Annotated in this window: 15 protein-coding genes and 1 pseudogene; 5 read left to right on the top strand and 11 right to left on the bottom strand. The window is 72.8% G+C overall.

Annotated elements, in window-relative coordinates:
- Positions 1–31 precede the first annotated feature (31 nt).
- The gene (locus tag QT381_RS09265) at positions 32–1,150 is read right to left on the bottom strand and encodes an alkaline phosphatase family protein (protein WP_289248633.1); all 1,119 of its coding nucleotides are present in this window, start codon (positions 1,148–1,150) and stop codon (positions 32–34) included.
- Between the two features lie 11 nt (positions 1,151–1,161).
- On the opposite strand from QT381_RS09265, the gene QT381_RS09260 reads away from it, so the two are divergent.
- Complete coding sequence (locus tag QT381_RS09260; RefSeq protein ID WP_289248632.1) at positions 1,162–3,624, top strand: DNA gyrase/topoisomerase IV subunit A; 2,463 nt, start codon at positions 1,162–1,164, stop codon at positions 3,622–3,624.
- A 1,446-nt stretch (positions 3,625–5,070) separates the two neighbouring features.
- On the opposite strand, the gene QT381_RS09255 is transcribed toward QT381_RS09260, so the two are convergent.
- From QT381_RS09255 to QT381_RS09240, 4 genes are all read right to left on the bottom strand, one after another.
- Entirely contained in the window at positions 5,071–6,600 is a 1,530-nt protein-coding gene (locus QT381_RS09255; protein ID WP_289248631.1) for a carboxylesterase/lipase family protein, read from the bottom strand.
- 128 nt (positions 6,601–6,728) lie between these two features.
- Positions 6,729–7,952 (bottom strand): hypothetical protein, encoded by a 1,224-nt coding sequence (locus QT381_RS09250; RefSeq protein WP_289248630.1) that lies wholly within the window; start codon positions 7,950–7,952, stop codon positions 6,729–6,731.
- A gap of 170 nt (positions 7,953–8,122) precedes the next feature.
- Positions 8,123–8,443, bottom strand: coding sequence for a PIN domain-containing protein (locus QT381_RS09245; protein ID WP_289248629.1), 321 nt, complete (start codon positions 8,441–8,443; stop codon positions 8,123–8,125).
- Between the two features lie 45 nt (positions 8,444–8,488).
- Entirely contained in the window at positions 8,489–10,630 is a 2,142-nt protein-coding gene (locus tag QT381_RS09240; protein WP_289248628.1) for a DNA gyrase/topoisomerase IV subunit B, read from the bottom strand.
- 248 nt (positions 10,631–10,878) lie between these two features.
- Here QT381_RS09240 and QT381_RS09235 point away from each other — a divergent pair, with 248 nt between their 5' ends.
- Positions 10,879–11,106, top strand: coding sequence for a DUF7455 domain-containing protein (locus QT381_RS09235; RefSeq protein ID WP_289248627.1), 228 nt, complete (start codon positions 10,879–10,881; stop codon positions 11,104–11,106).
- A gap of 162 nt (positions 11,107–11,268) precedes the next feature.
- On the opposite strand, the gene QT381_RS09230 is transcribed toward QT381_RS09235, so the two are convergent.
- The 5 genes from QT381_RS09230 to QT381_RS09210 all read right to left on the bottom strand — a co-directional run bounded on the left by QT381_RS09230 (position 11,269) and on the right by QT381_RS09210 (position 17,374).
- Positions 11,269–12,081 carry a hypothetical protein gene (locus QT381_RS09230; protein ID WP_289248626.1) on the bottom strand — a complete coding sequence of 271 codons (813 nt, stop codon included), beginning with the start codon at positions 12,079–12,081 and terminating at the stop codon, positions 11,269–11,271.
- Positions 12,078–13,487, bottom strand: coding sequence for a Mur ligase family protein (locus QT381_RS09225; RefSeq protein WP_289248625.1), 1,410 nt, complete (start codon positions 13,485–13,487; stop codon positions 12,078–12,080). The genes QT381_RS09230 and QT381_RS09225 overlap by 4 nt, the downstream gene beginning before the upstream one ends.
- 10 nt (positions 13,488–13,497) lie before the next feature.
- Positions 13,498–14,862, bottom strand: coding sequence for an RNA polymerase sigma factor (locus QT381_RS09220; RefSeq protein WP_289248624.1), 1,365 nt, complete (start codon positions 14,860–14,862; stop codon positions 13,498–13,500).
- 231 nt (positions 14,863–15,093) lie between these two features.
- Entirely contained in the window at positions 15,094–16,416 is a 1,323-nt protein-coding gene (locus QT381_RS09215; RefSeq protein ID WP_289248623.1) for an MFS transporter, read from the bottom strand.
- 46 nt (positions 16,417–16,462) lie between these two features.
- A complete protein-coding gene (locus QT381_RS09210; RefSeq protein ID WP_289248622.1) occupies positions 16,463–17,374 on the bottom strand; it encodes a proteasome assembly chaperone family protein in 912 nt (303 codons plus the stop codon).
- Positions 17,375–17,499: 125 nt separating this feature from the next.
- On the opposite strand from QT381_RS09210, the gene QT381_RS09205 reads away from it, so the two are divergent.
- The 3 genes from QT381_RS09205 to QT381_RS09195 all read left to right on the top strand — a co-directional run bounded on the left by QT381_RS09205 (position 17,500) and on the right by QT381_RS09195 (position 22,061).
- Positions 17,500–19,029 carry a leucyl aminopeptidase gene (locus QT381_RS09205; RefSeq protein ID WP_289248621.1) on the top strand — a complete coding sequence of 510 codons (1,530 nt, stop codon included), beginning with the start codon at positions 17,500–17,502 and terminating at the stop codon, positions 19,027–19,029.
- A 110-nt stretch (positions 19,030–19,139) separates the two neighbouring features.
- Positions 19,140–20,513: a dihydrolipoyl dehydrogenase gene (lpdA, locus tag QT381_RS09200; protein WP_289248620.1), complete on the top strand. Its 1,374-nt coding sequence runs from the start codon at positions 19,140–19,142 to the stop codon at positions 20,511–20,513.
- 54 nt (positions 20,514–20,567) lie between these two features.
- Complete coding sequence (locus QT381_RS09195) at positions 20,568–22,061, top strand: 2-oxo acid dehydrogenase subunit E2 (RefSeq protein WP_289248619.1); 1,494 nt, start codon at positions 20,568–20,570, stop codon at positions 22,059–22,061.
- Between the two features lie 14 nt (positions 22,062–22,075).
- On the opposite strand, the pseudogene QT381_RS09190 reads toward QT381_RS09195, so the two are convergent.
- Positions 22,076–22,806, bottom strand: a pseudogene (locus QT381_RS09190) (hypothetical protein); the annotation flags it as partial.

The following is a 22,806-nucleotide window of genomic DNA, read 5'->3' as shown; positions in this document are numbered from 1 at the left end:
CTGGTCGGTGCCCCGACCCGGCCCGGCGTCGTCAGCGCGCGAACGCGCCGAACGGCACGAGCGGCACGCGCAGCTCCTCGGGCGACCACGAGCCGTGCTGTCCGACGATCGTCATGGTTCCCGTGCCGTCGGGCCCGCGCCGGTAGTAGGCGATCGCCTTGCGCGCCGCGACGAGCACGTCGCCGATGCGGTCGCGCATCCGCTCGTCGACGGCGCCGAACCAGCCCGCGGCGATCGCCTCGTCACGCGAGGCGACCCACGACCGCCCGCCCTCGGCGGCACTCCAGCGCTCGAGCACGGCGCCGGCGGCGCCCGGCGCGGCGTGCACGTGCAGGCAGCGCGGGTCGCCCGCGACCGCGACGACGTCGCGGGTGAGCTCGGGGTCGTCGTCCCACGCGATGCGCCCCGACACCGGAATGTCGACCAGGCCGTGGTCCGCGGTGAGCAGCGCCCCGACGTCGCGCGGGAGCTCGGCGAGGCCGCCGAGCGCCGCCTCGAGGGTCTCGAGCTGCCGCGTCCACTCCGGCGACGACCAGCCGTGCGCGTGCGCCGCCATGTCGAGCTCGGGCACGTACAGGTAACCGACGCCGGTGCCGGGCTCGCGCGCCCAGCGCACCGCCGCCGCGACCCGGTCCGCCATCGTGCGCGCCGGGAGGTAGCGCGCACCGCGCAGCACGGCGCCCGTGAAGCCGGAGTCGCGGTAGCGCTCCGGGCCGATCGCGACGGCGTCGCCGCCGGCATCCGTCACGGCCTCGAACACCGTCGGCACGGGCTGCCACGCGGCGAGGTCGCGCCCGGCGAGGCCCGAGAGCGGGGCGACGAGGTCGCCCGTCGCGGGGTCGCGCACGGTGTAGCCGACGAGGCCGTGCGTGCCCGCCGATGCTCCCGTGGTCAGGGAGGCGAGCGCGGCGGCCGTCGTCGTCGGGAATCCCGAGCGGATGATCGTCGCCGGCGTCAGGCTCGCCGCGAGCGTGCGGGCGTGCCCCGCGCGCGCCTGCAGCACCGACACGCCGAGGCCGTCGACGAGCACGACGAGGGCCCTGCGCACGGCGCGCAGGCCGAGCCGGTTCGGCTCGCCGCGCGTCGCCGCGGCCGCGCTCACGAGCACGTCGGCGAGGCGTCGGGCGGTGTCGTCCTGCGTCGGTAGCATCGGCCAAGGCTATGACTACCAACAGCAGCGGGACGACCGCGTCCGGCGGCGAGCGGATCGATGAGATCGACGTCTCCGCCGAGATGCAGGGCTCGTTCCTCGAGTACGCCTACTCCGTCATCTACGCGCGCGCGCTGCCCGACGCCCGCGACGGGCTCAAGCCCGTGCAGCGCCGCATCCTGTTCCAGATGTCCGAGATGGGGCTGCGGCCCGACCGCGGCCACGTCAAGAGCGCGCGCATCACGGGCGAGGTGATGGGCAAGCTGCACCCGCACGGGGACGGCGCGATCTACGACGCGCTCGTGCGCATGGCGCAGGACTTCACGCTGCGCGTGCCGCTCGTCGACGGGCACGGCAACTTCGGCTCGCTCGACGACGGCCCGGCGGCCGCGCGCTACACCGAGGCACGGATGGCGTGGCCCGCCACCGCGATGACCGACGGCCTCGACGAGGACGTCGTCGACTTCGTGCCGAACTACGACAACCAGCTCACGCAGCCCGACGTGCTGCCCGCCGCGATCCCGAACCTGCTCGTCAACGGCGGCAGCGGCATCGCCGTCGGCATGGCGACCAACATGGCGCCGCACAACCTCATCGAGGTCGTCGGCGCCGCGAAGCACCTGCTCGAGAATCCCGGGGCGAGTCTCGAGGAGCTCATGGAGTACGTGCCCGGCCCCGACCTGCCGTCCGGCGGCACGATCATCGGGCTCGCCGGCATCCGCGACGCCTACGCCTCGGGCCGCGGCGCGTTCAAGACGCGCGCCCGCGTGACCACCGAGCAGCTCACCGCGCGCAAGACCGGTCTCGTCGTCACCGAGCTGCCGTACCTCGTCGGCCCCGAGAAGGTCATCGAGAAGATCAAGGACGGCGTGCAGGCCAAGAAGATCAGCGGCATCGCGGATGTCGCCGACCTCACCGACCGCAAGAACGGCCTCCGCCTCGTGATCGGCATCAAGACCGGGTTCTCCCCCGACGCCGTGCTCGAGCAGCTCTACAAGCTCACCCCGCTCGAGGACTCGTTCAGCATCAACAACGTCGCCCTCGTCGACGGCCGTCCGCAGACGCTCGGGCTGCGCGAGCTGCTGCGCGTGTTCCTCGACCACCGGCTCTCCGTCATCACCCGGCGCAGCCAGTACCGGCTCGACCGCAAGCGCGAGAGGCTGCACCTCGTCGACGGCCTGCTCATCGCGATCCTCGACATCGACGAGGTCATCCAGGTGATCCGCACGAGCGACGACGGCGAGACGGCGCGCACCCGCCTGCAGGACGTCTTCGACCTCTCCGAGCGGCAGGCCGAGTACATCCTCGAGCTGCGCCTGCGCCGCCTCACCCGGTTCAGCCGCCTCGAGCTCGAGCGCGAACAGAGCCAGCTGCGGGCCGAGATCGCCGAGCTCGAGACGCTGCTCGGCGACCCCGCGCTCGTGCGCCGGGTCGTCGCGGACGAGCTCGAGGAGGTCGCCGAGCGCTTCGGCACCCCGCGCCGCACCCTGCTCACCGAGGCGCGGCCGAGCATCGCGACCGCCTCGTCGTCGCGGTCGTCGCGCGCGAGCGCCCCCGTGCTCGAGATCGCGGATGCCGCGTGCCGCGTGCTGCTCTCGACGACGGGCCGCGCCATCCGGGTCGACCTCGGCGACGACGCCGAGATCGTGCCGCCGCGGCGCCGATCCCGCCACGACGCGATCCTCGCCGCGCTCGACACGACGAGCCGCAGCGAGATCGGCGCCGTCACGAACCTCGGCCGCCTCATCCGCTTCTCCCCCGTCGACCTGCCGAGCGTGCCGACCAACTCGGTGCAGCTCGGCGCGGGCGTCAAGATCGGCGACTACCTCGCGCTCGCGAACAAGAAGGAGCGCGTGCTCGGGCTCGTCTCGCTCGAGGCGGATGCGCCGATCGCGCTCGGCACCCGGCAGGGCGTCGTGAAGCGCGTGACGCCCGGCGGATACCCGAACCGGCCCGACTTCGAGGTCATCGCGCTCAAGCCCGGCGACGAGGTGGTCGGGGTCGCGCAGACGGATGACGCGGCCGAGCTCGTGTTCGTCACGACCGACGCGCAGCTGCTGCACTTCGCCGCGGCGGCGGTGCGGCCGCAGGGCGTCGCCGCGGGCGGCATGGCGGGCATCAACGTCTCGGCGAAGGCGCGGGTGCTGTTCTTCGGCGCGGTGGACCCCGCCGACGACCTGGTCGTGGCGACCGTGTCGTCCGCGTCCGAGACGCTGCTCGGTGCAGACCCCGGACGCGGCAAGGTGAGCGCGTTCTCCGAGTTCCCGGGCAAGGGCCGCGCGACGGGCGGCGTGCGCGCCCACGCGTTCCTGCGCGGCGAGGACTCGCTCGCCCTCGCCTGGGTCGGCGCGGCCCCGCCCGTCGCCGTCGGGCCGGACGGATCGATCCGCGCGCTGCCCGAGTCCGGCGCGCGCCGCGACGCCTCGGGCACGCCGCTCGACGGCGTCGTGGGCTCCATCGGCCGCTCCCTGTAGCGCCCCGCCCGGCCCGTTCGCCCCGCCGGTCGAGGAGCGCCCGACGCGCTGACCGGCCCCGCTGGTCGAGGAGCGCCCGGCGCGCTGACCGGCCCCGCTGGGGTCGAGGAGCGCCCGGCGCGCTGACCGGCCCCGCTGGGGTCGAGGAGCGCCCGACGCGCTGACCGGCCCCGCTGGTCGAGGAGCGCCCGAGCGGAGCGACGGTCGCGTCTCGAGACCACCCCCCGCCCGCGAGCGAACACAGTGGTCTCGAGACGCCGGCTCGCTCCGCTCGCCGCGCCGTCGCTCCTCCGGGCGCGCCACCCTGCCCGGCCCGACCGCGGAAACCCTCCCTCGATCACGGAAATGCAGGAGCATCCGAGCGTCACCGAAGAGACGTTCGCGTGATTCGGGGGCCGGGCGCGCGTGCGCCGCGCTGCGCTCCTGCATTTCCGTGATGTCGGCGCTCGAGACCACCACGGATCGTTCGGGCGGGCGGGTGGTTTCGAGACGCGTCCTCGCTGCGCTCGGGCGCTCCTCAACCAGCGGGGTGTGACGCCGGCACCGCTCCTCCGGGCGCGCCGCGCAACCCGGCCCGACCGTGGAATCCCTCCCCTCGATCACGGAAATGCAGGAGCGTCCGAGCGTCACCGCAGAGACGTTCGCGTGATACGGGGGCTGGGCGCGCGTGCGCCGCGCCGCGCTCCTGCATTTCCGTGATGTCGGCGCTCGGGACCACCACGGATCGTTCGGGCGGGCGGGTGGTCTCGAGACGTGTCCTCGCGGCGCTCGGGCGCTCCTCAACCAGCGGGGTATGACGCCGCCGCTGCTCTTCCGGGCGCGCCGCCCAGCACTACTGCTCGGGCGCTCCTCAACCAGCGGAGCGGCAGCTGTGTCGCACCCCGCTGGTCGAGGAGCCGCGCGCGAAGCGAGCCGGCGCCGCCACTGCTCCTCCGGGCGGGTCCGGGCGCTCCACCCAGCGCGGCCCCACCGCGGAAACCCTCCCCGCGATCACGGAAATGCAGGAGCACCCGAGCGTCACCGCAGAGACGCTCGCGTGATACCGGGGCGGGCTTCACGCGCGCCGCGCCACGCTCCTGCATTTCCGTGATGTCGGCGCTCGACCGTGTCCGCGCTCGACCGTGTCGGCGCTCGACCGTGTCCGCGCTCGACCGTGGCGCACCGTGCGGTTTCGGGCCGTTCCGCGGCGCGCCGGCCTCACGCCGTCTCCCCCCACGGGCGCGAACACCGTGGTCTCGAGACGCCGACTCGCTGCGCTCGCGGGCTCCTCGACCAACGACAGCTGCGCACGCGAACACCGTGGTCTCGAGACGCCGACTCGCTACGCTCGCGGGCTCCTCGACCAACGACAGCTGCGCACGCGAACACCGTGGTCTCGAGACGCCGACAGCTGCGCTCGCGGGCTCCTCGGCCAGCGCCCGGCCCGGCGGGGCACGGTCGGGCGCGCTACACGTACGGCACGAACGCCTGCCACGCCGTGCGGCGCTCGGCGAGCGGGTCGGCCTCGACCCGGTCCGGCTCGTCGATGACGAGCGTGCGCCGCGCGTCGACGTCGTAGGTGGGCCAACCCGTGCCGACCGTGCCCGAGCGCGCGAACTCGAGCCAGCGGTTCCGCACCCGCGATCCGGCGCGGCGGAATGCGCCGCGTCCGCCGAGGATGCCCGCGAGCCGCGCGATCGGGGTGTCGATGAGGTCGAACACGGCGAACAGCTCGATGCCGTGCGTCGCCCCGAAGCCCGTGAGGTGCAGCACGCGCGGCGCGATGTCGAACCGGTAGAACCACACCGGCGCGTGCTGCGCGTGGCCCTCCGCGTACTTGATCGACGGATACCAGAACGAGTAGTCGCCGGCGAACTGCGCCGCCGAGGTGCGCGCCGGCAGCGCGCGGTACACGGAGAACAGGTTGCGCCGCGCGTCGCGCTCCGTCTTCGCGAAGATCGCCCGGATGCGGGGCTTCGTGCTCGCGAGCAGGTCGAGCCGGCCGCGGAACAGCGTGCCCTCGCGCTCGTTCGTGCCGATGATGAGCGGCACGCGCGCCGATCGTCCGGCGGCCACGGCATCCGACGGGCGCTCCGGCAGCACGTCGCCGTCGATCACGGGCGAGAACGGCGCCGTCCCCGGCACGTCCTCGGTGAACCGGCGCTGCATGAGCACCGCCGCGCGCGTCATCACGCCCGCGCCCGCCGTCGAGAGCAGCGTCGCGACGTCGACCTCTCGCTCCCCGGTGAGCTCGCGCAGGATGTCGACGTACACCCCGGCCCAGTCCTGCGCGACGTCCTCCGTGTAGATCGCCTCGACGGGCGAGCTCTCCGCGATCGCGCGGGCGAACAGCCCGCGCGCGGACGGCGTGGCGAGCAGGGTGGTGACCGCGTTCGCGCCCGCGGACTCCCCGAACACGGTCACGGCATCCGGGTCACCGCCGAACGCACGGATGTTGTCGCGCACCCAGGCGAGCGCCGCGACCTGGTCGCGCAGGCCGAGGTTCGCGTCGAACGGCCGCGCCTCGCTGCCGTACCGGCGGAAGTCGAGGTAGCCGAGTGCGCCGAGCCGGTAGTTGAGGTTCACGAACACGACGCCGCCCTCGCGCACGAGCGCCTCGCCGAGGTGCGGGATCTCGCGCGACGAGCCGTTGAGGTAGGCGCCGCCGTGGATGAACACCATCACCGGGCGCCCGGCGACCTCGTCGTCGGGGGCGATGACGTTGAGGGTCAGGCAGTCCTCCGAGCGCGGCAGCCGGCCCGTGCCGACGCCGACCTGCGTGTCGCGGTCCTGGTACGCGACGGCGCCGAACTCCGCGGCCGAGCGCACCCCGGACCACGGCACGACGGGCTCGGGCGCACGGAGCCGGCGACGACCGACGGGCGGCGCCGCATACGGGATGCCGCGCCACATCCGCAGTCCGCCCCGCACGCTCCCGGCGATGCGGCCGCCGGTCACCTCCACCTCGAGAGCAGTGTCGGAAGCAGCGATCGTCACGTTCGGCACGGTACTCCGCGCGCGGACCCCCTGCCTGCGCGGCTCCTCAGCGTGGCTCCCCAGAGCGGATGCGGCACCCGTGATGCGACGCAGCCTGGCGCCTGCAAGTCGTCTCACGTGCGGGGCGCTCAGCCCACGCAGGCGCCCGCCGCCGTGGCCGCGGCATCGCGCGCGCTGATCGCCGCCGTCAGCTGCGTCGACTGCGCACCGGCCAGTGCCGACCGTGCGGCGGTCGACGCCGTGGTTCGCTTCGTGACGGTCTTCTTCTGCGCCGTCAGCTTCTTGCCGAGGGCCTTCACCTTCGCGGCCCTCTTCTTGCCCGACAGCTTCTTCGACGCCGTGGCCTTGGCCTTCGTGGTCGCCGCGACCGCCTTCTTCGCCTTCGTGAGAGCGGCGGTCGCGCGACTCGCCGCCGCCGCGGCGCTCGTCGTGGCCGTCGTCGCCGCGGCGACCGCGTCGTCAGCGGCGCGCGAGGCGGAGGTCGCGCTGGCGCACGACTGCGCGCCCACGGTGAAGGCGTGGCTGGTCACCGGTCCCAGCAGTCCGTCGTAGGAGGGGCGCACCGAGAACGTGTAGGCGCCGTCGGCGAGCGGCACGGTAGCGCGATGCCACCCGGGCCCGCCGCACGCGGAGAAGCTCGGCGCGGACCCCGCGACGACGATGGAGCACTCGATCGCAGCGCTGCGACCGAGGTAGAACCCGAACGTCGGCTGCGCCTGGGATGTCACCGACGGCGCGACCGTGATGGTCACGCCCGTCGAGTCGACGATCTCCAGCGACGCGGCCGAGATCGACCCGACGTCTGCCGCGTGCGAGTCGATGAGGCTCAGGGTCCAGGTGCCGTTCAGCGCCGAGCCGCCGAACGCGCTCGTGATCGCCGCCGGTGCACCGTCCGGAGCCCCAGCGCGGTAGGCCCCCGCCGGAATGGTCGAACCGTTGGCTGCCAGCGCCGCCGCCGAGATGCTCGTCGGCGCGTCATCCGTGAAATCGTACGAACCGGCGAGCTTCGAGCTGCTGCCGTTCGAGCAATCCGACGTCGACGCTCGACCGATGTGGTCGAAGATCGGTGCCGCCGTGCCGTCGGGAGCGACGAGCGCGACGCTCAGGTCACTGATCCAGGTGTGCGCGATCGACACGCCGTCAAGCCGCACGTCGCGCGCGGCCCCGGAGAGGCCCGACACGGCGAACGTCACCGCGCGGGCCGGGCCCTGCCCGGTGCACGCGCCATCCGGGATGGCGCCGAGGGAATCGGGGTTCGCGGCGAACTGGATGTTGCGCGAGTCCGCCACCGCCGCGGTGGACACCGAGAGCAGACCACCGGCCCCGAGAAGCGCCGCGACGGCGATGGCCACGATTCGACGGACAGGATGCGGCATGACGACTCCCAGGACGAGCGACGATCGATGTCGTGCCCGAGAGGAGCGGGGCGCGTGTGCCCCATAGTAGGGGTCGAGCCGTGCCGAAGCGAGAAAACGTTCGCCCTGAGTCCATCGCGCGCGATGGCGAACCCGTCGGCGCCGGGCTACGTGACGACGATGAAGGTCACGTCGCGAATCGGCGCGCGCGCGAGCCGGGCGTCACTCGTGATGAGCGGCACGTCGATGCTGCGGGCGAGAGCGACGTAGAGGCCGTCGGCGGGACGCACCGCGGCGCGCATCCGCCAGGCCTCAGCCACCAACGACGCGGCGGAGACGCGATCGAGGTCCGCCTCGAGCCACGCCCGCATCGCCGACTCGGCCTCCTCGGCCGCGAGCTCCGACATCGTGGTGCCCTCGGCGCGGGCACGAACGGCGAGCGCCGCGTGCACCTCGTCGGGCAGCCGCTTGATCTGCAGAATGGCCACGGCGTGGCGCTGGCATGAGAGCGGCATGTCGCGGGCATGCCGCCCTCAGACGTCGATACGACCGCGGTCGAGACCCTCGCCGGCGATGATGAACTCCTTGCGCGGCGCGACCTCGTTGCCCATGAGCAGCTCGAACGTGCGGGCCGCGGCATCCGCGTCCTCGACGCGCACCCGGCGCAGCGTGCGGCCGTTGCGGCTCATCGTCGTCTCGGCGAGCTGGTCGGCATCCATCTCCCCCAGGCCCTTGTAGCGCTGGATCGGATCCTGGTAGCGGCGGTTCGAGCGCTTGAGCGCCGCGAGCACGCCGTGCAGCTCCTTCTCGGAGTAGGTGTAGATCACCTCGGGCTTGCGCGCGCCCGCGCCGTTCACGACGACGCGGTGCAGCGGCGGCACGGCCGCGTAGATGCGGCCCTCCTCGATCATCGGCCGCATGTAGCGGTAGAACAGCGTGAGCAGGAGCGTGCGGATGTGGGCGCCGTCGACATCCGCGTCGGACATGATGATGACCTTGCCGTATCGGGCCTGCTCGAGGTCGAAGGTGCGGCCGGAGCCGGCGCCGATCACCTGGATGATCGACGCGCACTCGGCGTTGGAGAGCATGTCGGAGACCGACGCCTTCTGCACGTTGAGGATCTTGCCGCGGATGGGCAGGAGCGCCTGGAACTCGCTGTCGCGCGCGAGCTTCGCGGTGCCGAGCGCGCTGTCGCCCTCGACGATGAACAGCTCGCTCTGGGCCACGTCGTTCGAGCGGCAGTCCACGAGCTTCGCCGGCAGCGACGACGACTCGAGGGCGTTCTTGCGGCGCTGGGTCTCCTTGTGCGCACGCGCCGAGATGCGCGACTTCATCTCGGAGACGACCTTCTCGAGCACGAGCGCGCTCTGCGCCTTGTCGTCGCGCTTCGGCGATCCGAACCGCGCGGCGAGCTCCTTGCCGACGACGCTCGCGACGATCGCGCGCACCGCCGGAGTGCCGAGCACCTCCTTCGTCTGGCCCTCGAACTGCGGCTCGGCGAGGCGAACCGTGAGCACGGCCGTCAGCCCCGCGAGCAGGTCCTCCTTCTCGAGCTTCTCGTTCGCGCCCACCTTGAGGCGGCGGGCGTTCTGCTCGACCTGGGTGCGCAGGAACCGCATCAGCCCCTGCTCGAAGCCCGCCTGGTGCGTGCCGCCTTTGGGCGTCGCGATGATGTTGACGAACGAGCGGAACACCGTCTCGTAGCCCGTGCCCCAGCGCAGCGCGAGGTCGACGGCGCACTCGCGCTCGACCTCCGTCGCGACCATGTGGCCGTTCTCCTGCAGCACCGGCACGGTCTCGGTGAACGTGCCCGTGCCCTGCATGCGCCAGGTGTCTGTGAGCGGCGCATCCGGGGCGAGGAAGTCGACGAACTCGCTGATGCCGCCGTCGTAGCGGAACGTCTCGGTGGTGGCACCGCCGGCATCCGCCGCGCCGTCGGCCCGCGAGCGCTCATCGCGGATGCTGATGCCGAGCCCCGGCACGAGGAACGCCGTCTGGCGCGCACGCTGCACGAGGTCGTCGGCCTGGAAGCCGGCGCCGCGCGTGAAGATCTGCGGGTCGGCCCAGTAGCGGATGCGGGTGCCGGTGACGCCCTTGGCGACCTTTCCGGCGACGCGCAGCTCGCTGCCCGCGACGAACGGCGTGAACGGCGAGTCCGGGCTCGGGGACGCGGGGTCGGCGTCCGCGAACACGCCGGGCTCGCCGCGGTGGAACGACATGGCCCAGGTCTTGCCGTCGCGGTCGACCTCGACGTCGAGGCGGGCCGAGAGGGCGTTGACGACGGAGGCGCCCACGCCGTGCAGGCCGCCCGACGCGGCGTAGGAGCCGGAGCCGAACTTGCCGCCGGCGTGCAGCTTCGTGAACACGACCTCGACGCCCGAGAGCCCGGTCTTGGGCTCGATGTCGACCGGGATGCCGCGCGCCCGGTCGCGCACCTCGACGCTCGCGTCGGCGTGCAGCACGACGTCGATCGCGTCGCCGTGGCCCGCGAGCGCCTCGTCGACGGAGTTGTCGATGACCTCCCACAGGCAGTGCATGAGACCGCGCGAGTCGGTCGAGCCGATGTACATGCCGGGACGCTTGCGCACCGCCTCGAGACCCTCGAGCACGGAGAGGTGCCGCGCCGAGTAGCTCGATGACGCCGACGTGGACGCCGCCGAGTTCGATGCCGCCATGCGCTCCCCCTGTTCCGTGCCCGGCCCGTGCGTCGAGGAGCACAGACCGTCGCCCAGCGTAAGCCCGGCGACCGACGCGGCCGCGCGCGACACCCGGCGCGTGACGGGCCCGACACACAGCCGACACGCACCACCTTCGCGCTGAGCGAAATGCCATGTGCACGACCCACACGTGAAACACGATCGTGCTTGTATGAATGCACCCGATCCCCAGCACGGGGACGGATCGACGAGCGAAGGAGGACGACATGTCCCAGATGACCACGGGAGTCACCGACCTGGACGAGGGCTACGTCCTGACCGCTCTCGACCGCTGCGACAGCTGCGGGGCCCAGGCCTACATCCGGGTGACGATGGCGAGCGGCGAGCTGCTGTTCTGCGCCCACCACGGCGCGCAGTTCAAGGACAAGCTGTCGGCGACGGCACTGCACTGGCACGACGAGTCGTCGCGCCTGCTCGCGGAGGCCGCGCGCTGAGCGCTCCCCCGCCCCAGACGAACGGATGCCCCGGACCGAGAGGTCCGGGGCATCCGGCGTTCTCGGGTTGCGTCCAGTGCTGCCGCGTCCGCCGGAGGCATCGAGGTGGTCCGCCAGAGATGGCGGCCCGGTGACCGATATGGCCAGTCACCAGTCCTGCGCTCACGTTTTGGTCGATGCCGAGACCGGTGACGCTCTCGTCGCTTCATCGTTCGGCTGGGCGGTCACCCGCTCGAACGGATGCCACCGGCGATCGTCGCGGAAGCCCGCGAGCCGCGCGTCATACGCAGCGAGCGCGAGTGACTCGTGCGCGAGGGTCGGTTGGGTGTCGGGGTCGAGCCGGGCGAGCAGCCCGCGAGTGAAGTGCGGGTTGAGCACGAGCAGCGGTCCGATGAGCGAGGTGCCGATGAAGTTCTGCCGGCGCACGCCCTCGACCGCAGTCGACGTCGACCGGCCGACGCCGCGCTCGGCGGTGAGGAAGCCGGGCAGAGACTCGGGGGCCGTGACCATCGAGAACTGCGACTTGTAGCCCACGACGGGGTGGTCGGCGCCGGCCTCGGGCGCCGACCCGAGCACCTTGCCGCTGTAGCGGCCGAACATCCGCAACTCGGCCTCGAGTGGAAAGACGCCGACGCCGGCGATGTCGTAGCCCATGTCGTCGTTGCGGATCCGCTCGCCGAGCACCTCGGCCGCGTTGTGCGTGAACAGGAACGAGACCCCCGCCTCGATCGACGCCTCGAGGGCGGCGCGGTGCGGGCGCAGGCGCTCGATCGCGGTGAGCTGCCCGCGCTCGGTGAGCGGTCCGAGGTAGACCAGGTCGGCCCGGTCGCTCGCGAACGCCGGGGTGTCGGTGAGTGCCGTGCGCACGATCCGGGCGTCCGGCCGGCACTGCGCGAGGTAGTCGATGTTGGCGAGGTCGCCGTGCAGGTTCGCGATCTCCGGGTAGAGCACCTCGATGGTGAGCGCCCGGGTCATCGCGGGCCTCCGGACGCTCGCAGCCGCTCGCGCAGGCGCGCCTGCACGAGGTTGCCGGTGCTCTCGGCGTTGTGCACGCTGTGCAGGTTGAACACGGCATCCGCGCCGTCGAGGTCGAGCACCTCGGCGGCATCCGTCTCGGCCGCGACCGTGACGATCCGCGCCGGGTCGACGCCCGCGATCGCGAGCCGCAGCGCCTGGTCGTGGCGGCGCACGCCGCCGACCGCGATCCGCTCGACGCCGGCGTGGGCGAGGTACTCGTAGTCGGCGTCGTAGGTCCACGCGACGTTCTCGACATCGGTCTCGCGCTCGCTCACCTCGTCGATCGTGAGCACGACCGCCTTGCGGCCCGGGAACGATGCGAGATAGGCGAACGCCCGCGAGCACGCGACGCCGACGAGCCCCTTGGTGAGCTGGCGCACGAGCCGCACGCCGGCCACGGTCTCCTCGGCGAACCGCGTCGTCGGCGGCTCGATCCTCGCGAGGGCCCCGATGATCCCGTCTTTCGCGATGCCGAGGCGATCGAGGGTCGCAGCGACGGCGACCTCGTTGTAGACGTTGACGATGTTGTCGTTGATGAGCCGGGCCGACAGCACCTCTCCGGCGAGGTCGAGCCCGAGGGTGCCGGCCGCTGCGTCGACGCTCGTCACCCGGTAGGCGGCATCCGGCGACCGGAACCCGCACGCCGGGCAGTGCGCCTTGCCGATGTGGTTGTAGCGCCAGTAGTCCCACTCGAGCAGGTGATCGCTCACCGGGCAGATCTGCACGTCGACCGCCGCGCCCGAGGGGCGGGTGCCGTCGGTCGGCAGCCGGTCGACGGCGAAGTGGGTGCGCGGGTTGATCGCGCTGCCGTCCGCGGCCGTGCCGAGCGATGACGTGATGAGGTCGTCGGCGTTGAGCACGAGCTCCGTCGACGCCGGGAGCGCCGACGAGACGAGCCAGGCGATGTAGGCGGGATGCGCGTTGCGCTTGATCGAGTCCCGCGTGAGGTTCGTGCAGACCAGCAGGTCGGGCGCGAGGCCGGGCAGCACGAGCTTCGCGGAGCGCTCGTCCATCTCGAGCACGGCGATGTCGGCACGCGAGCGCCCGCGCCAGTCGACGGCGCCGATGAGCGTCGCGGCGATGCCCGCCGCGAGGTTCGACCCGTTGCGGTTGCTCGCCACGCGCAGGCCCTGCGCGAGCAGCGCCTCGGTGAGCAGGTTCGACGCCGTGGTCTTGCCGTTCGTGCCCGTCACGACGACGACGCGCGGCGGATGCTGCACCCCGGCGAGGATCCCCGGGTGCAGCCGCCGGGCGATCAGGCCGGGCACGTGCGTGCCGGCCCGGCCGAGCGCGCGCAGGGCGAGCGCCGCGAGCTTGCCCGCCCAGACGGCGAGGAGAACCCTGCCTGCCGGCAGGACGCGCACCACGCGGTGCTTACTCGAGGTAGTCGCGGAGCGACTGCGAGCGGCTCGGGTGGCGCAGCTTCGCCATCGTCTTCGACTCGATCTGACGGATGCGCTCGCGCGTCACGCCGAACGTGTCGCCGATCTGGTCGAGCGTCTTCGGCATCCCGTCGCCGAGGCCGAAGCGCATGCGGATGACGCCCGCCTCGCGCTCGCTCAGCGAGTCGAGCAGCGACTCGAGCTGCTTCTGCAGCATCGTGAAGCCGACCGCATCCGCCGGCACGACCGCCTCGGTGTCCTCGATGAGGTCGCCGAACTCGCTGTCGCCGTCCTCGCCGAGCGGGGTGTGCAGCGAGATCGGCTCGCGCCCGTACTTCTGCACCTCGATGACCTTCTCGGGGGTCATGTCGAGCTCGCGGCTCAGCTCCTCGGGGGTGGGCTCGCGGCCCAGGTCCTGCAGCATCTGGCGCTGCACGCGCGCGAGCTTGTTGATGACCTCGACCATGTGCACGGGGATGCGGATGGTGCGCGCCTGGTCGGCCATCGCGCGGGTGATCGCCTGGCGGATCCACCACGTCGCGTAGGTCGAGAACTTGAAGCCCTTGGTGTAGTCGAACTTCTCGACGGCACGGATGAGGCCGAGGTTGCCCTCCTGGATGAGGTCGAGGAACTGCATGCCGCGACCCGTGTAGCGCTTCGCGAGCGAGACGACGAGGCGGAGGTTCGCGCCGAGCAGGTGCGACTTCGCACGGGCACCGTCCTTCGCGACCCAGGTGAGCTCGCGGCCCAGCTGGCTGCGCTTCTCGGCATCCGTCATCTTGGACAGCTTCTCCTCGGCGAAGAGGCCGGCCTCGATCCGCATCGCGAGCTCGACCTCCTGCTCCGCGTTGAGGAGGGCGACCTTGCCGATCTGCTTGAGGTAGTCCTTCACCGGGTCGGCGGTCGCGCCCGTGATCGCCGTCGAGTAGACCGGGATCTCGTCCTCGTCGTCGCCGGCGGTCAGCACGAGAGCGCCCGCGGGCACCTCCTCGCGCACCTCGATCGGCGAGTCGTCCTCGTCGGAGTCGGCGTCGTCGTCCTTGGTCTCGACGACGTCCTTCGTCTCGGGCTCGTCGGTCGCGTCGGCGTCCTCGACGACGTCCACGACCTCCTCCTCGTCGACCACCTCGTCGGCATCCGCGTCGTCGTCCTTCGCACGGGCCTTCGCGGGCGCCTTCGCCTTCGCGGCGGGCTTCTTGGCCGCCGGCTTCGCAGCCGCGGCCTTCGCCGTCGTGGTCTTCGCGGCCGTCTTCCTCGCCGCGGGCTTCGCGGCGGCATCCGTCGCCGCGTCAGTCGCCGACGCGCTGGTCGTCTCGTCGGCCTCCGTCAGGACCGCGGACTTCGTTCGAGTCGCCATTCGAGCACCTCTCCGGGGGTTCTAGATCGCTCTTTCGGGCAGTACATCGCTCTTTCGGGCAGTACGAAGACCCATGTCAAGTCCTGCGAGCGACTCACCCGCTCGCGGGGGGGTCACCCCCCGTTCCAGGGATTGCGCAACGCGGTCGAGACCGGGTCTTCCTTCTATTGTCGCACACGCGGCGGCCTGCTATCGTCCGCCCGACGACGCCCCGCGCCGTCACCTGCGCCGTCACTCTCGACGCCGCCACTGTCGACTGAGTGCAACCCAGAGCGGGGCCACCGTTATTCCCTCGTCCGCCCGAATCCGGCGCCTCGTCGCCCGGCGCTCGGCGATGAGGAACGCGACCCCCGCGCCGACCACGAGGTACTGCACGCCGAACGCGAGCCGGAAGCCGTCGAGCGCATAGAGCGACGCGGGCGTGCCGTCGCCGCCCACGGCCGCGTCCCGCACGTCGAGCACGACGCCGATGAGGAACATCATCGTGAAGCTCGCGAGGAATCCCCCGACGTTCACGATCCCGTTCGCGCTGCCGAGACTGCGCTGCGGGTTGAACGTGCGCGCGTAGTCGAAGCCGATGAGGCTGCCCGGCCCGCCGACACCGATCGCCACGAGCATCAGGCACACGATCGGCAGCGGCGGGATGCCCGGCCAGGCGAGCACGAGGGCCCACGCCACGCCCATCGCCACGACGATGCCGAGCACGACGTTGCTGCGCCGGTGCGGGTAGCGCGCGGTGAGCAGGCCGAGCAGCGGACCGCTCAGCACCCCCGTCGCGATCGGCACGATGAGCAGGGCGGATGCCGTGGCCGGGCCGAGTCCGACCGCGATCGAGAGGAACGGCACGCCCCACAGCAGCGAGAAGACGGTGCCGCTCGACTGCGTCACGAAGTGCGCCCAGAAGCCGAGCCGGGTGCCGGGATGCCGCAGGGCGTCGCGCAGTCGCGAGAGCGCGGCGCGCAGCGGCTCGGGTGCTCGCTCGACGCGTCCCGCGGGCTCGTCGCGCACGGCGACGCCGACCGCGACCGCGGCGAGCACGGAGCAGGCCGCGGCGGACAGGAACGCCGGCGTCCAGCCCGTGCCGTGCAGCACGAGCGCGAACGGCACGGCGGAGAGCACCTGCCCGGCGGAGCCGAGGGTGCCGAGCAGCTGCGAGACGAGCGGGACCCGCCGCCCGGAGAACCAGGCCACGACGAGCCGCTGGGCGGAGATGAAGGTCATCGCGTCCCCGGCGCCCACGAGGATGCGGCCCGCGATCGCCACGCCGAGACCCGGGGCGAGCGCGACGAGCAGCTGCCCGAGCACCATGACCACCGCGCCGGCCAGGATGAGCGCGCGCGGCCCGACCCGGTCGAGCGTGACGCCGACGGGGATCTGCAGTCCCGCGTAGACGACGATCTGCACGACCGCGAGCGTCGAGAGCGCGAGCGCCTGGGTGTGGAAGCGCTCGGTCGCGTCGACCCCCGCGACGCCGAGCGACGACCGCTGCAGCACGGCGATGACGTAGGCGAGGACGGCGACGCCGAACACGACCCAGGCGCGCCGCGAGTTCACGCTCGCGATCGTACGGCGTCGCGCACGGGCCGCTCAGCCGGCGGGGTCAGGCGTCGTCGTCGTGACGGCTCGCGAGGAAGTCCTCGAGCTCGGCCGCGATGTCGTCGGCGGTCGGCAGCTCGCCGTCCGCATCCGCCAGCGGCGAAGGCAGCGGGTTGTCGAGCACGTAGCTGTCGTGCCGCTGCTCGAGCGTCGACACGAGCCGGGCGAGCTCGGCGTTCGTCTCGACCTGCTGGTCGATCTTGTTCTGGAAGTCCCGGCCCTCGGCCCGCAGCCGCTCGGTCGGGAACAGCAGTCCGGTCGCCGCCGTGATGCTCTCGAGCGCCGCGATCGCGGCGGCCGGGTACTCGGTGTCCGCGAGGTAGTGCGGCACGAGCAGCACGAAGCCCGCGGTCGGGTGGGTGAGCTTCTGCAGCCGGTACTCGAGCATGTGCAGCGCGTTGGCCGGGGCCTCGGTGCGCGGCTTCCAGATCGACATCGCCCCGATGAGCTCGTCGCGGTTGCCGCTCACGGTCACGCTGATCGGACGGGTGTGCGGCACCGGCATCGGGATGGCGTGCACCCACGTCGTCGACGCCACCCGGTAGCGCTCGATGAGCTGCAGCACGGCCGCCGTGAACCGCTCCCACTGGAAGTCCGGCTCGTACCCGACGAGCAGCAGGAACTGCTGGCCGAGCTCGTCCTTCGCCAGGCGCAGGTCGAGGGACAGCGGACGGAACTCGCTCAGGTGGTCCTCGTCGAAGAAGATCGTCGGGCGCCGCGCGCGGTAGTCGAGCAGCGAGTCGGCGTCGAAGTGCGCCACGACGCGCGTGTCGAGCACGTCGACGAGGTAGTCGCTGAACTGCGATACGGCGCTGCCGGCATCCGCGAACCCGGTGAGACCGGCGACGAGCGGCAGACCGTGCGGCACCTCGGAACCATCGATCGCGATGTCGTAGAGGTTCTCCGGCTCGAGCATGACCCCACGATAACCGCGCCCCGGCGCCGGGCGCCGGAGGCGGGCGGGCCCCGGGTCAAGCCCTGAGCGAACGCGGCTCACCCGCCGGGACCGGAGCGCCCGATGGCCGTCGATACGATGACGGGATGGCCGTCCCCGCGCTCTCCGTGACCCCGTCCGCCCCCACCGAGATCGCCGCCGACGTCCTCGTCGTCGGCGTGCTGAAGACGGATGACGGCCCGCGGCTGAGCACGGACGACCCGGCGCTCGTCGCGGCCGCCGGCGACCTCGGGGCGATCGGCGTCACGGGCGGCGCGGACGAGGTGCGGCGGCTGCCGCTCACGGGCGCCGCCGCCCGCAGCCTCGCCCTCGTCGGGCTGGGCTCGCCCGCACCGGATGCGAACGCCCTCCGGGCCGCCGCGGGCGCCGCGACGCGGCAGCTGCTCGGCGTCGAGAGCGTCGCGCTCGTGCTCCCGCTGAGCGACCTGGCCGACCTGGCCGCCGCGCTCGAGGGCGCCGCGATCGGCGCCTACGCGTACACGGCGCTGCGCAGCACGTCGCTCGGGGCGACGAAGCTGCCCGCCGCATCCGTCATCGTCGCGAGCGAGCTCGACGGCGAGCCGGCCCTCGCGCGCGCCGCGGCGATCGGCGAGGCCACCCACCTCGTCCGCGACCTCGTGAACACCCCGCCGTCGGAGCTCTACCCCGAGACGCTCGCCGCGCGCGCCGTCGAGCTCGGCGAGGCCGCGGCGGACGTCCGGGTCGAGGTGCTCGACGAGCACGCGCTCGCCGCGGGCGGGTACGGCGGCATCCTCGGCGTCGGCTCGGGCTCGGTGCGGCCGCCCCGCCTCGCGAAGGTCGTCTACTCCTCCACGGGCGCCGAGCGCCACCTCGCGATCGTCGGCAAGGGCATCACGTTCGACACCGGCGGCCTCTCGCTCAAGCCGCCGACGGGCATGATCGGCATGAAGTACGACATGACCGGGGCCGCGACGGCGCTCGCGGTCGTGCTCGCGGCATCCGCTCTCCGGCTGCCCGTGCGGGTGACGGCGTGGATGTGCATCGCCGAGAACATGCCGTCGGGCAGCGCCATGCGGCCCAACGACGTGCTGCGGATCGTCGACGGCACGACGGTCGAGAACCTCAACTCCGATGCGGAGGGCCGGCTCGTCATGGCCGACGGGCTCGCGGCTGCGAGCGCCGAGCGCCCCGACGTGCTCGTCGACATCGCCACGCTCACGGGCGCCGCGCGCGTCGCACTCGGCAACCGCTACGTCGGCGTGATGGGCGAGACGGGACTCGTACGCCGGGTCATCGAGATCGCGGATGCCGCAGGCGAGCCGTTCTGGCACATGCCGCTGCCGGGCGACCTGCGGGCGCTGCTGAACTCCGACGTCGCCGACATCGCGAACGTCAAGCCGGGCAACACGGCGGGAGGGATGCTCGTCGCCGGCGTGTTCCTGCGCGAGTTCGTCGGACGGGTGAGCGACGAGCCCGACGCGCCGCGCATCCCGTGGGCGCACCTCGACATCGCCGGCCCCGCGAACAACGACGGCGGCGGCTTCGGCTACACCGGCAAGGGGCCGACGGCGATCGCGCTGCGCACGCTCGTCGACCTCGCCGCCGACCTCGCCGAGCGCCCCGTGGCCGCGCCGGAATCGCCGAGCGCCGCGTAGTACAGTCGACGGGGCGGGCATCCCTCGCCATCCCCCCGGCCCGCGCACCCACCACTCGCGCGCGCCTCCACCTCCGCTGTCAAGCGATCCGCAATCAAGGGAGTCATCGGGTGTCGGAGCAGTCATTCGATCTGGTCGTGCTCGGAGGGGGAAGCGGCGGATACGCCGCCGCCCTGCGAGCGAGCGAGCTCGGCAAGAGCGTCGCGCTCATCGAGAAGAACAAGGTCGGCGGCACGTGCCTGCACGTCGGGTGCATCCCGACGAAGGCGCTCCTGCACGCCGCCGAGATCGCGGACAATGCCCGCGACAGCGCCCGGTTCGGGGTGCAGGCCGAGTTCCAGGGCATCGACATCAGCGCGGTGCACGCGTACCGCGAGGGCATCATCTCCTCGAAGTACAAGGGACTGCAGGGCCTGCTCAAGGCCCGCAAGATCGTGACCGTCGAGGGCGAGGGCCGGCTCGTCGGGCCGCACACCGTGCAGGTCGGCGACGACACCTACACGGGCACGAACGTCGTGCTCGCGACCGGCTCGTACTCGCGCTCGCTCCCCGGTCTCGAGATCGGCGGCCGGATCATCACCTCCGAGCAGGCGCTCGAGCTGCAGTTCGTGCCGAAGAAGGTGCTCGTGCTCGGCGGCGGCGTCATCGGCGTCGAGTTCTCGAGCGTCTGGAAGTCGTGGGGCGCCGAGGTGCAGATCATCGAGGCGCTGCCGCACCTCGTGCCCAATGAGGACGAGAGCGTCTCGAAGCAGTTCGAGCGCGCGTTCCGCAAGCGCGGCATCGAGTTCAACCTCGGCACGCGGTTCGCCTCGGCCGTGCAGGACGAGAACGGCGTCACCGTCACGCTCGAGGACGGCAAGCAGTTCACCGGCGAGCTGCTGCTCGTCGCCGTCGGCCGCGGCCCCGTCACCGCGGGACTCGGCTACGAGGAGCAGGGCGTCACGGTCGATCGCGGCTTCGTCATCACGAACGAGCGCCTCGAGACCTCCGTGCCCGGCCTCTACGCGGTCGGCGACATCGTGCCCGGCCTGCAGCTCGCGCACCGCGGCTTCCAGCAGGGCATCTTCGTCGCCGAGGAGATCGCGGGCCTGAACCCGATCGTCGTCGAGGACGCCTTCATCCCGAAGGTCACCTACAGCGACCCCGAGGTCGCCTCGATCGGCCTCTCGCAGGCGAAGGCGATCGAGAAGTACGGAGCGGATGCCGTCACCGCCTACGACTACAACCTCGCCGGCAACGGCAAGAGCCACATCCTCGAGACCTCGGGCTCGGTCAAGGTCGTGCGCGTGAACGACGGGCCCGTCGTCGGCGTGCACATGATCGGCGCGCGCGTGGGCGAGCTCATCGGCGAAGCGCAGCTCGCCGTCAACTGGGAGGCGTACCCGGAGGACATCGCGCCCTTCATCCACGCCCACCCGACGCAGAACGAGGCACTCGGCGAGGCGTTCCTCGCGCTCGCGGGCAAGCCGCTGCACGCCCTCTGAGCGCCGCGCCCCCGTCACTAAGCTGAACCTGATCGTCAAAGAGGAGCACCCCTGATGAGCGAATCCGTCAACCTCCCGGCTCTCGGTGAGAGCGTCACCGAGGGCACGGTCACGCGCTGGCTCAAGAACGTCGGCGACCGCGTGGAGGTGGACGAGCCGCTGCTCGAAGTGTCCACCGACAAGGTCGACACCGAGATCCCGTCGCCCGTCGCGGGCGTGATCGAGGAGATCCTCGTCGCCGAGGACGAGACCGTCGAGGTCGGCACCGCGCTCGTGCGCATCGGCGACGGCTCGTCGTCGGCCGCGCCGGCCGAGGCGGCGCCCGAGCCCGTCGCGGCGCCCGAGCCCGTCGCGGTGCCCGAGCCCGTCGCCGCCGCCCCCTCCGAGGAGCGTGAGGCGCCCGTCGCGGCACCACCCGCACCCGAGCCCGTTCCCGCACCCGAGCCCGTGGCTGCCCCCGCACCCGAGCCCGTTCCCGCCCCCCCGGCACCCGAGCCCGTCGCCGCGGCCGCGCCTGCCGCCGCACCCGCGCCGGAGCCCGTCGCAGCGCCCGCACCCGCCCCGGCGGCCGCCCCGGTCACCGCACCCGCACCCGCGCCGGCGCCCGCGCCGGAGGCCGCCCCGGCTCCCGCGGCCGACGCCTCGCACGCCGGCTACGTCACGCCGATCGTGCGCAAGCTCGCGCACGAGAAGGGCGTCGACCTCGCGACCCTCACGGGCACGGGAGTGGGCGGCCGCATCCGCAAGCAGGACGTGCTCGACGCGACCGCATCCGTCGCTCCCGAGGCCGCCCCCGCGGCGCCCGCCGCGCCCGCGCTCGAGGTCTCGCCGCTGCGCGGCACGACCGTGCCGTTCTCGCGCCTGCGCAAGGTGCTCGCCGAGCGCGCGGTCGCGTCAATGAACTCGACCGCGCAGCTCACGACCGTGGTCAAGGTCGACGTGACGAAGCTCGCGTCGTACCGCGACCGGGTGAAGGGCGACTTCCTCGCGAAGTCGGGCTCGAAGCTGTCGTTCCTGCCGTTCTTCACGCTCGCCGCGGCGGAGGCGCTGCAGGCGTTCCCCGTGATCAACTCCACCGTCGACGCCGAGAACAACATCGTCTACCCGGCGACGGAGAACATCGCGATCGCGGTCGACACGGAGCGCGGGCTGCTCACGCCCGTCGTCCGCGACGCCGCGACCCTGACCATCGCGGCGCTCGCCGGCCAGATCGCCGACCTCGCGGCCCGCACGCGCGACAACAAGCTCAAGCCCGACGAGCTCTCCGGCGGCACCTTCACGGTCACGAACACGGGTTCGCGCGGCGCGCTGTTCGACACCCCCGTGGTGTTCCTGCCGCAGAGCGCGATCCTCGGCACGGGCATCGTCGTCAAGGAGCCGGGCGTCGTGACGGTCGACGGCGTCGACGCCATCGGCATCCGCTCCTACGTCTACCTCGCGCTGTCGTACGACCACCGCGTCATCGACGGAGCGGACGCGGCGCGCTTCCTCTCGGCGGTCAAGTCCCGCCTCGAGGGCGCCGCGTTCGAGGCGAACCTGGGCATCTGAGTCACTCGACCCGGTCACTCGCCCGGGTCACCGTCCAGGTAGTCGCGCAGACGCCAGCCGGCCTCCGTTCTCATCACGAGCACGGAGGCCGGTCCCGTTCCGGCGCCGTCGTGCAGCCGCACGAGAGCTGCGCCGCCGAGCGGCTCGACGAGCACCGGATCGCTCGCATCGAGCGCCGAGTGCTCGACGGATGCCGGCGTCGGGTCCGCGATCAGGGCGCGGTCGTCGCGTTCCGCGGCCGAGCCCGCCTCGTCGACGCCCGCGAGGCATCCGCTCGACGCCGCGGCCAGGCACGCGGCGCGGAGCCCGGCGAGGGCGACGACCGCCGCGACGGGGTCGTCGCCGGTGATCGACGGATCCTGTGCGGGGCGGGCGCCCGGCCGCGCGCTCGCGCCGTCGGTGGCTCGATCGTCCGCCGCCGCCGGCGTCGACGCTCCGCGCGCGCCGCCGGTCGGCGCGGCATCGCCCCCGCTCGGCGACGCGAGCAGCGCGGCGACCGCGATCACTGCCACCGCGCCCGCGACGAGGAGCACGCGGTAGCGCGGCCGCACCGAGTCGAGCACCGTGCGTGCGCGCGCCCGCACGAGGCGCAGGAGCGTCGTCGCGCCCGCGACCATCGCCCGCGGGCCCTCGGCTGCGCCGCCGGCCCGGGCGGGCGGCGCGGGCGCCGGGTCGTCGAAGCGCAGCGCGCTCGCGGAGCCGAGCGCGAACAGCGCGTCGCCGAGCGCCGCGCCGGGCCGGTCGG

The sequence above is a fragment of the Galbitalea sp. SE-J8 genome (assembly GCF_030345695.1).
GTDB lineage: Bacteria > Actinomycetota > Actinomycetes > Actinomycetales > Microbacteriaceae > JAUASV01.
This window is presented reverse-complemented; position numbering and strand designations above follow the sequence as displayed.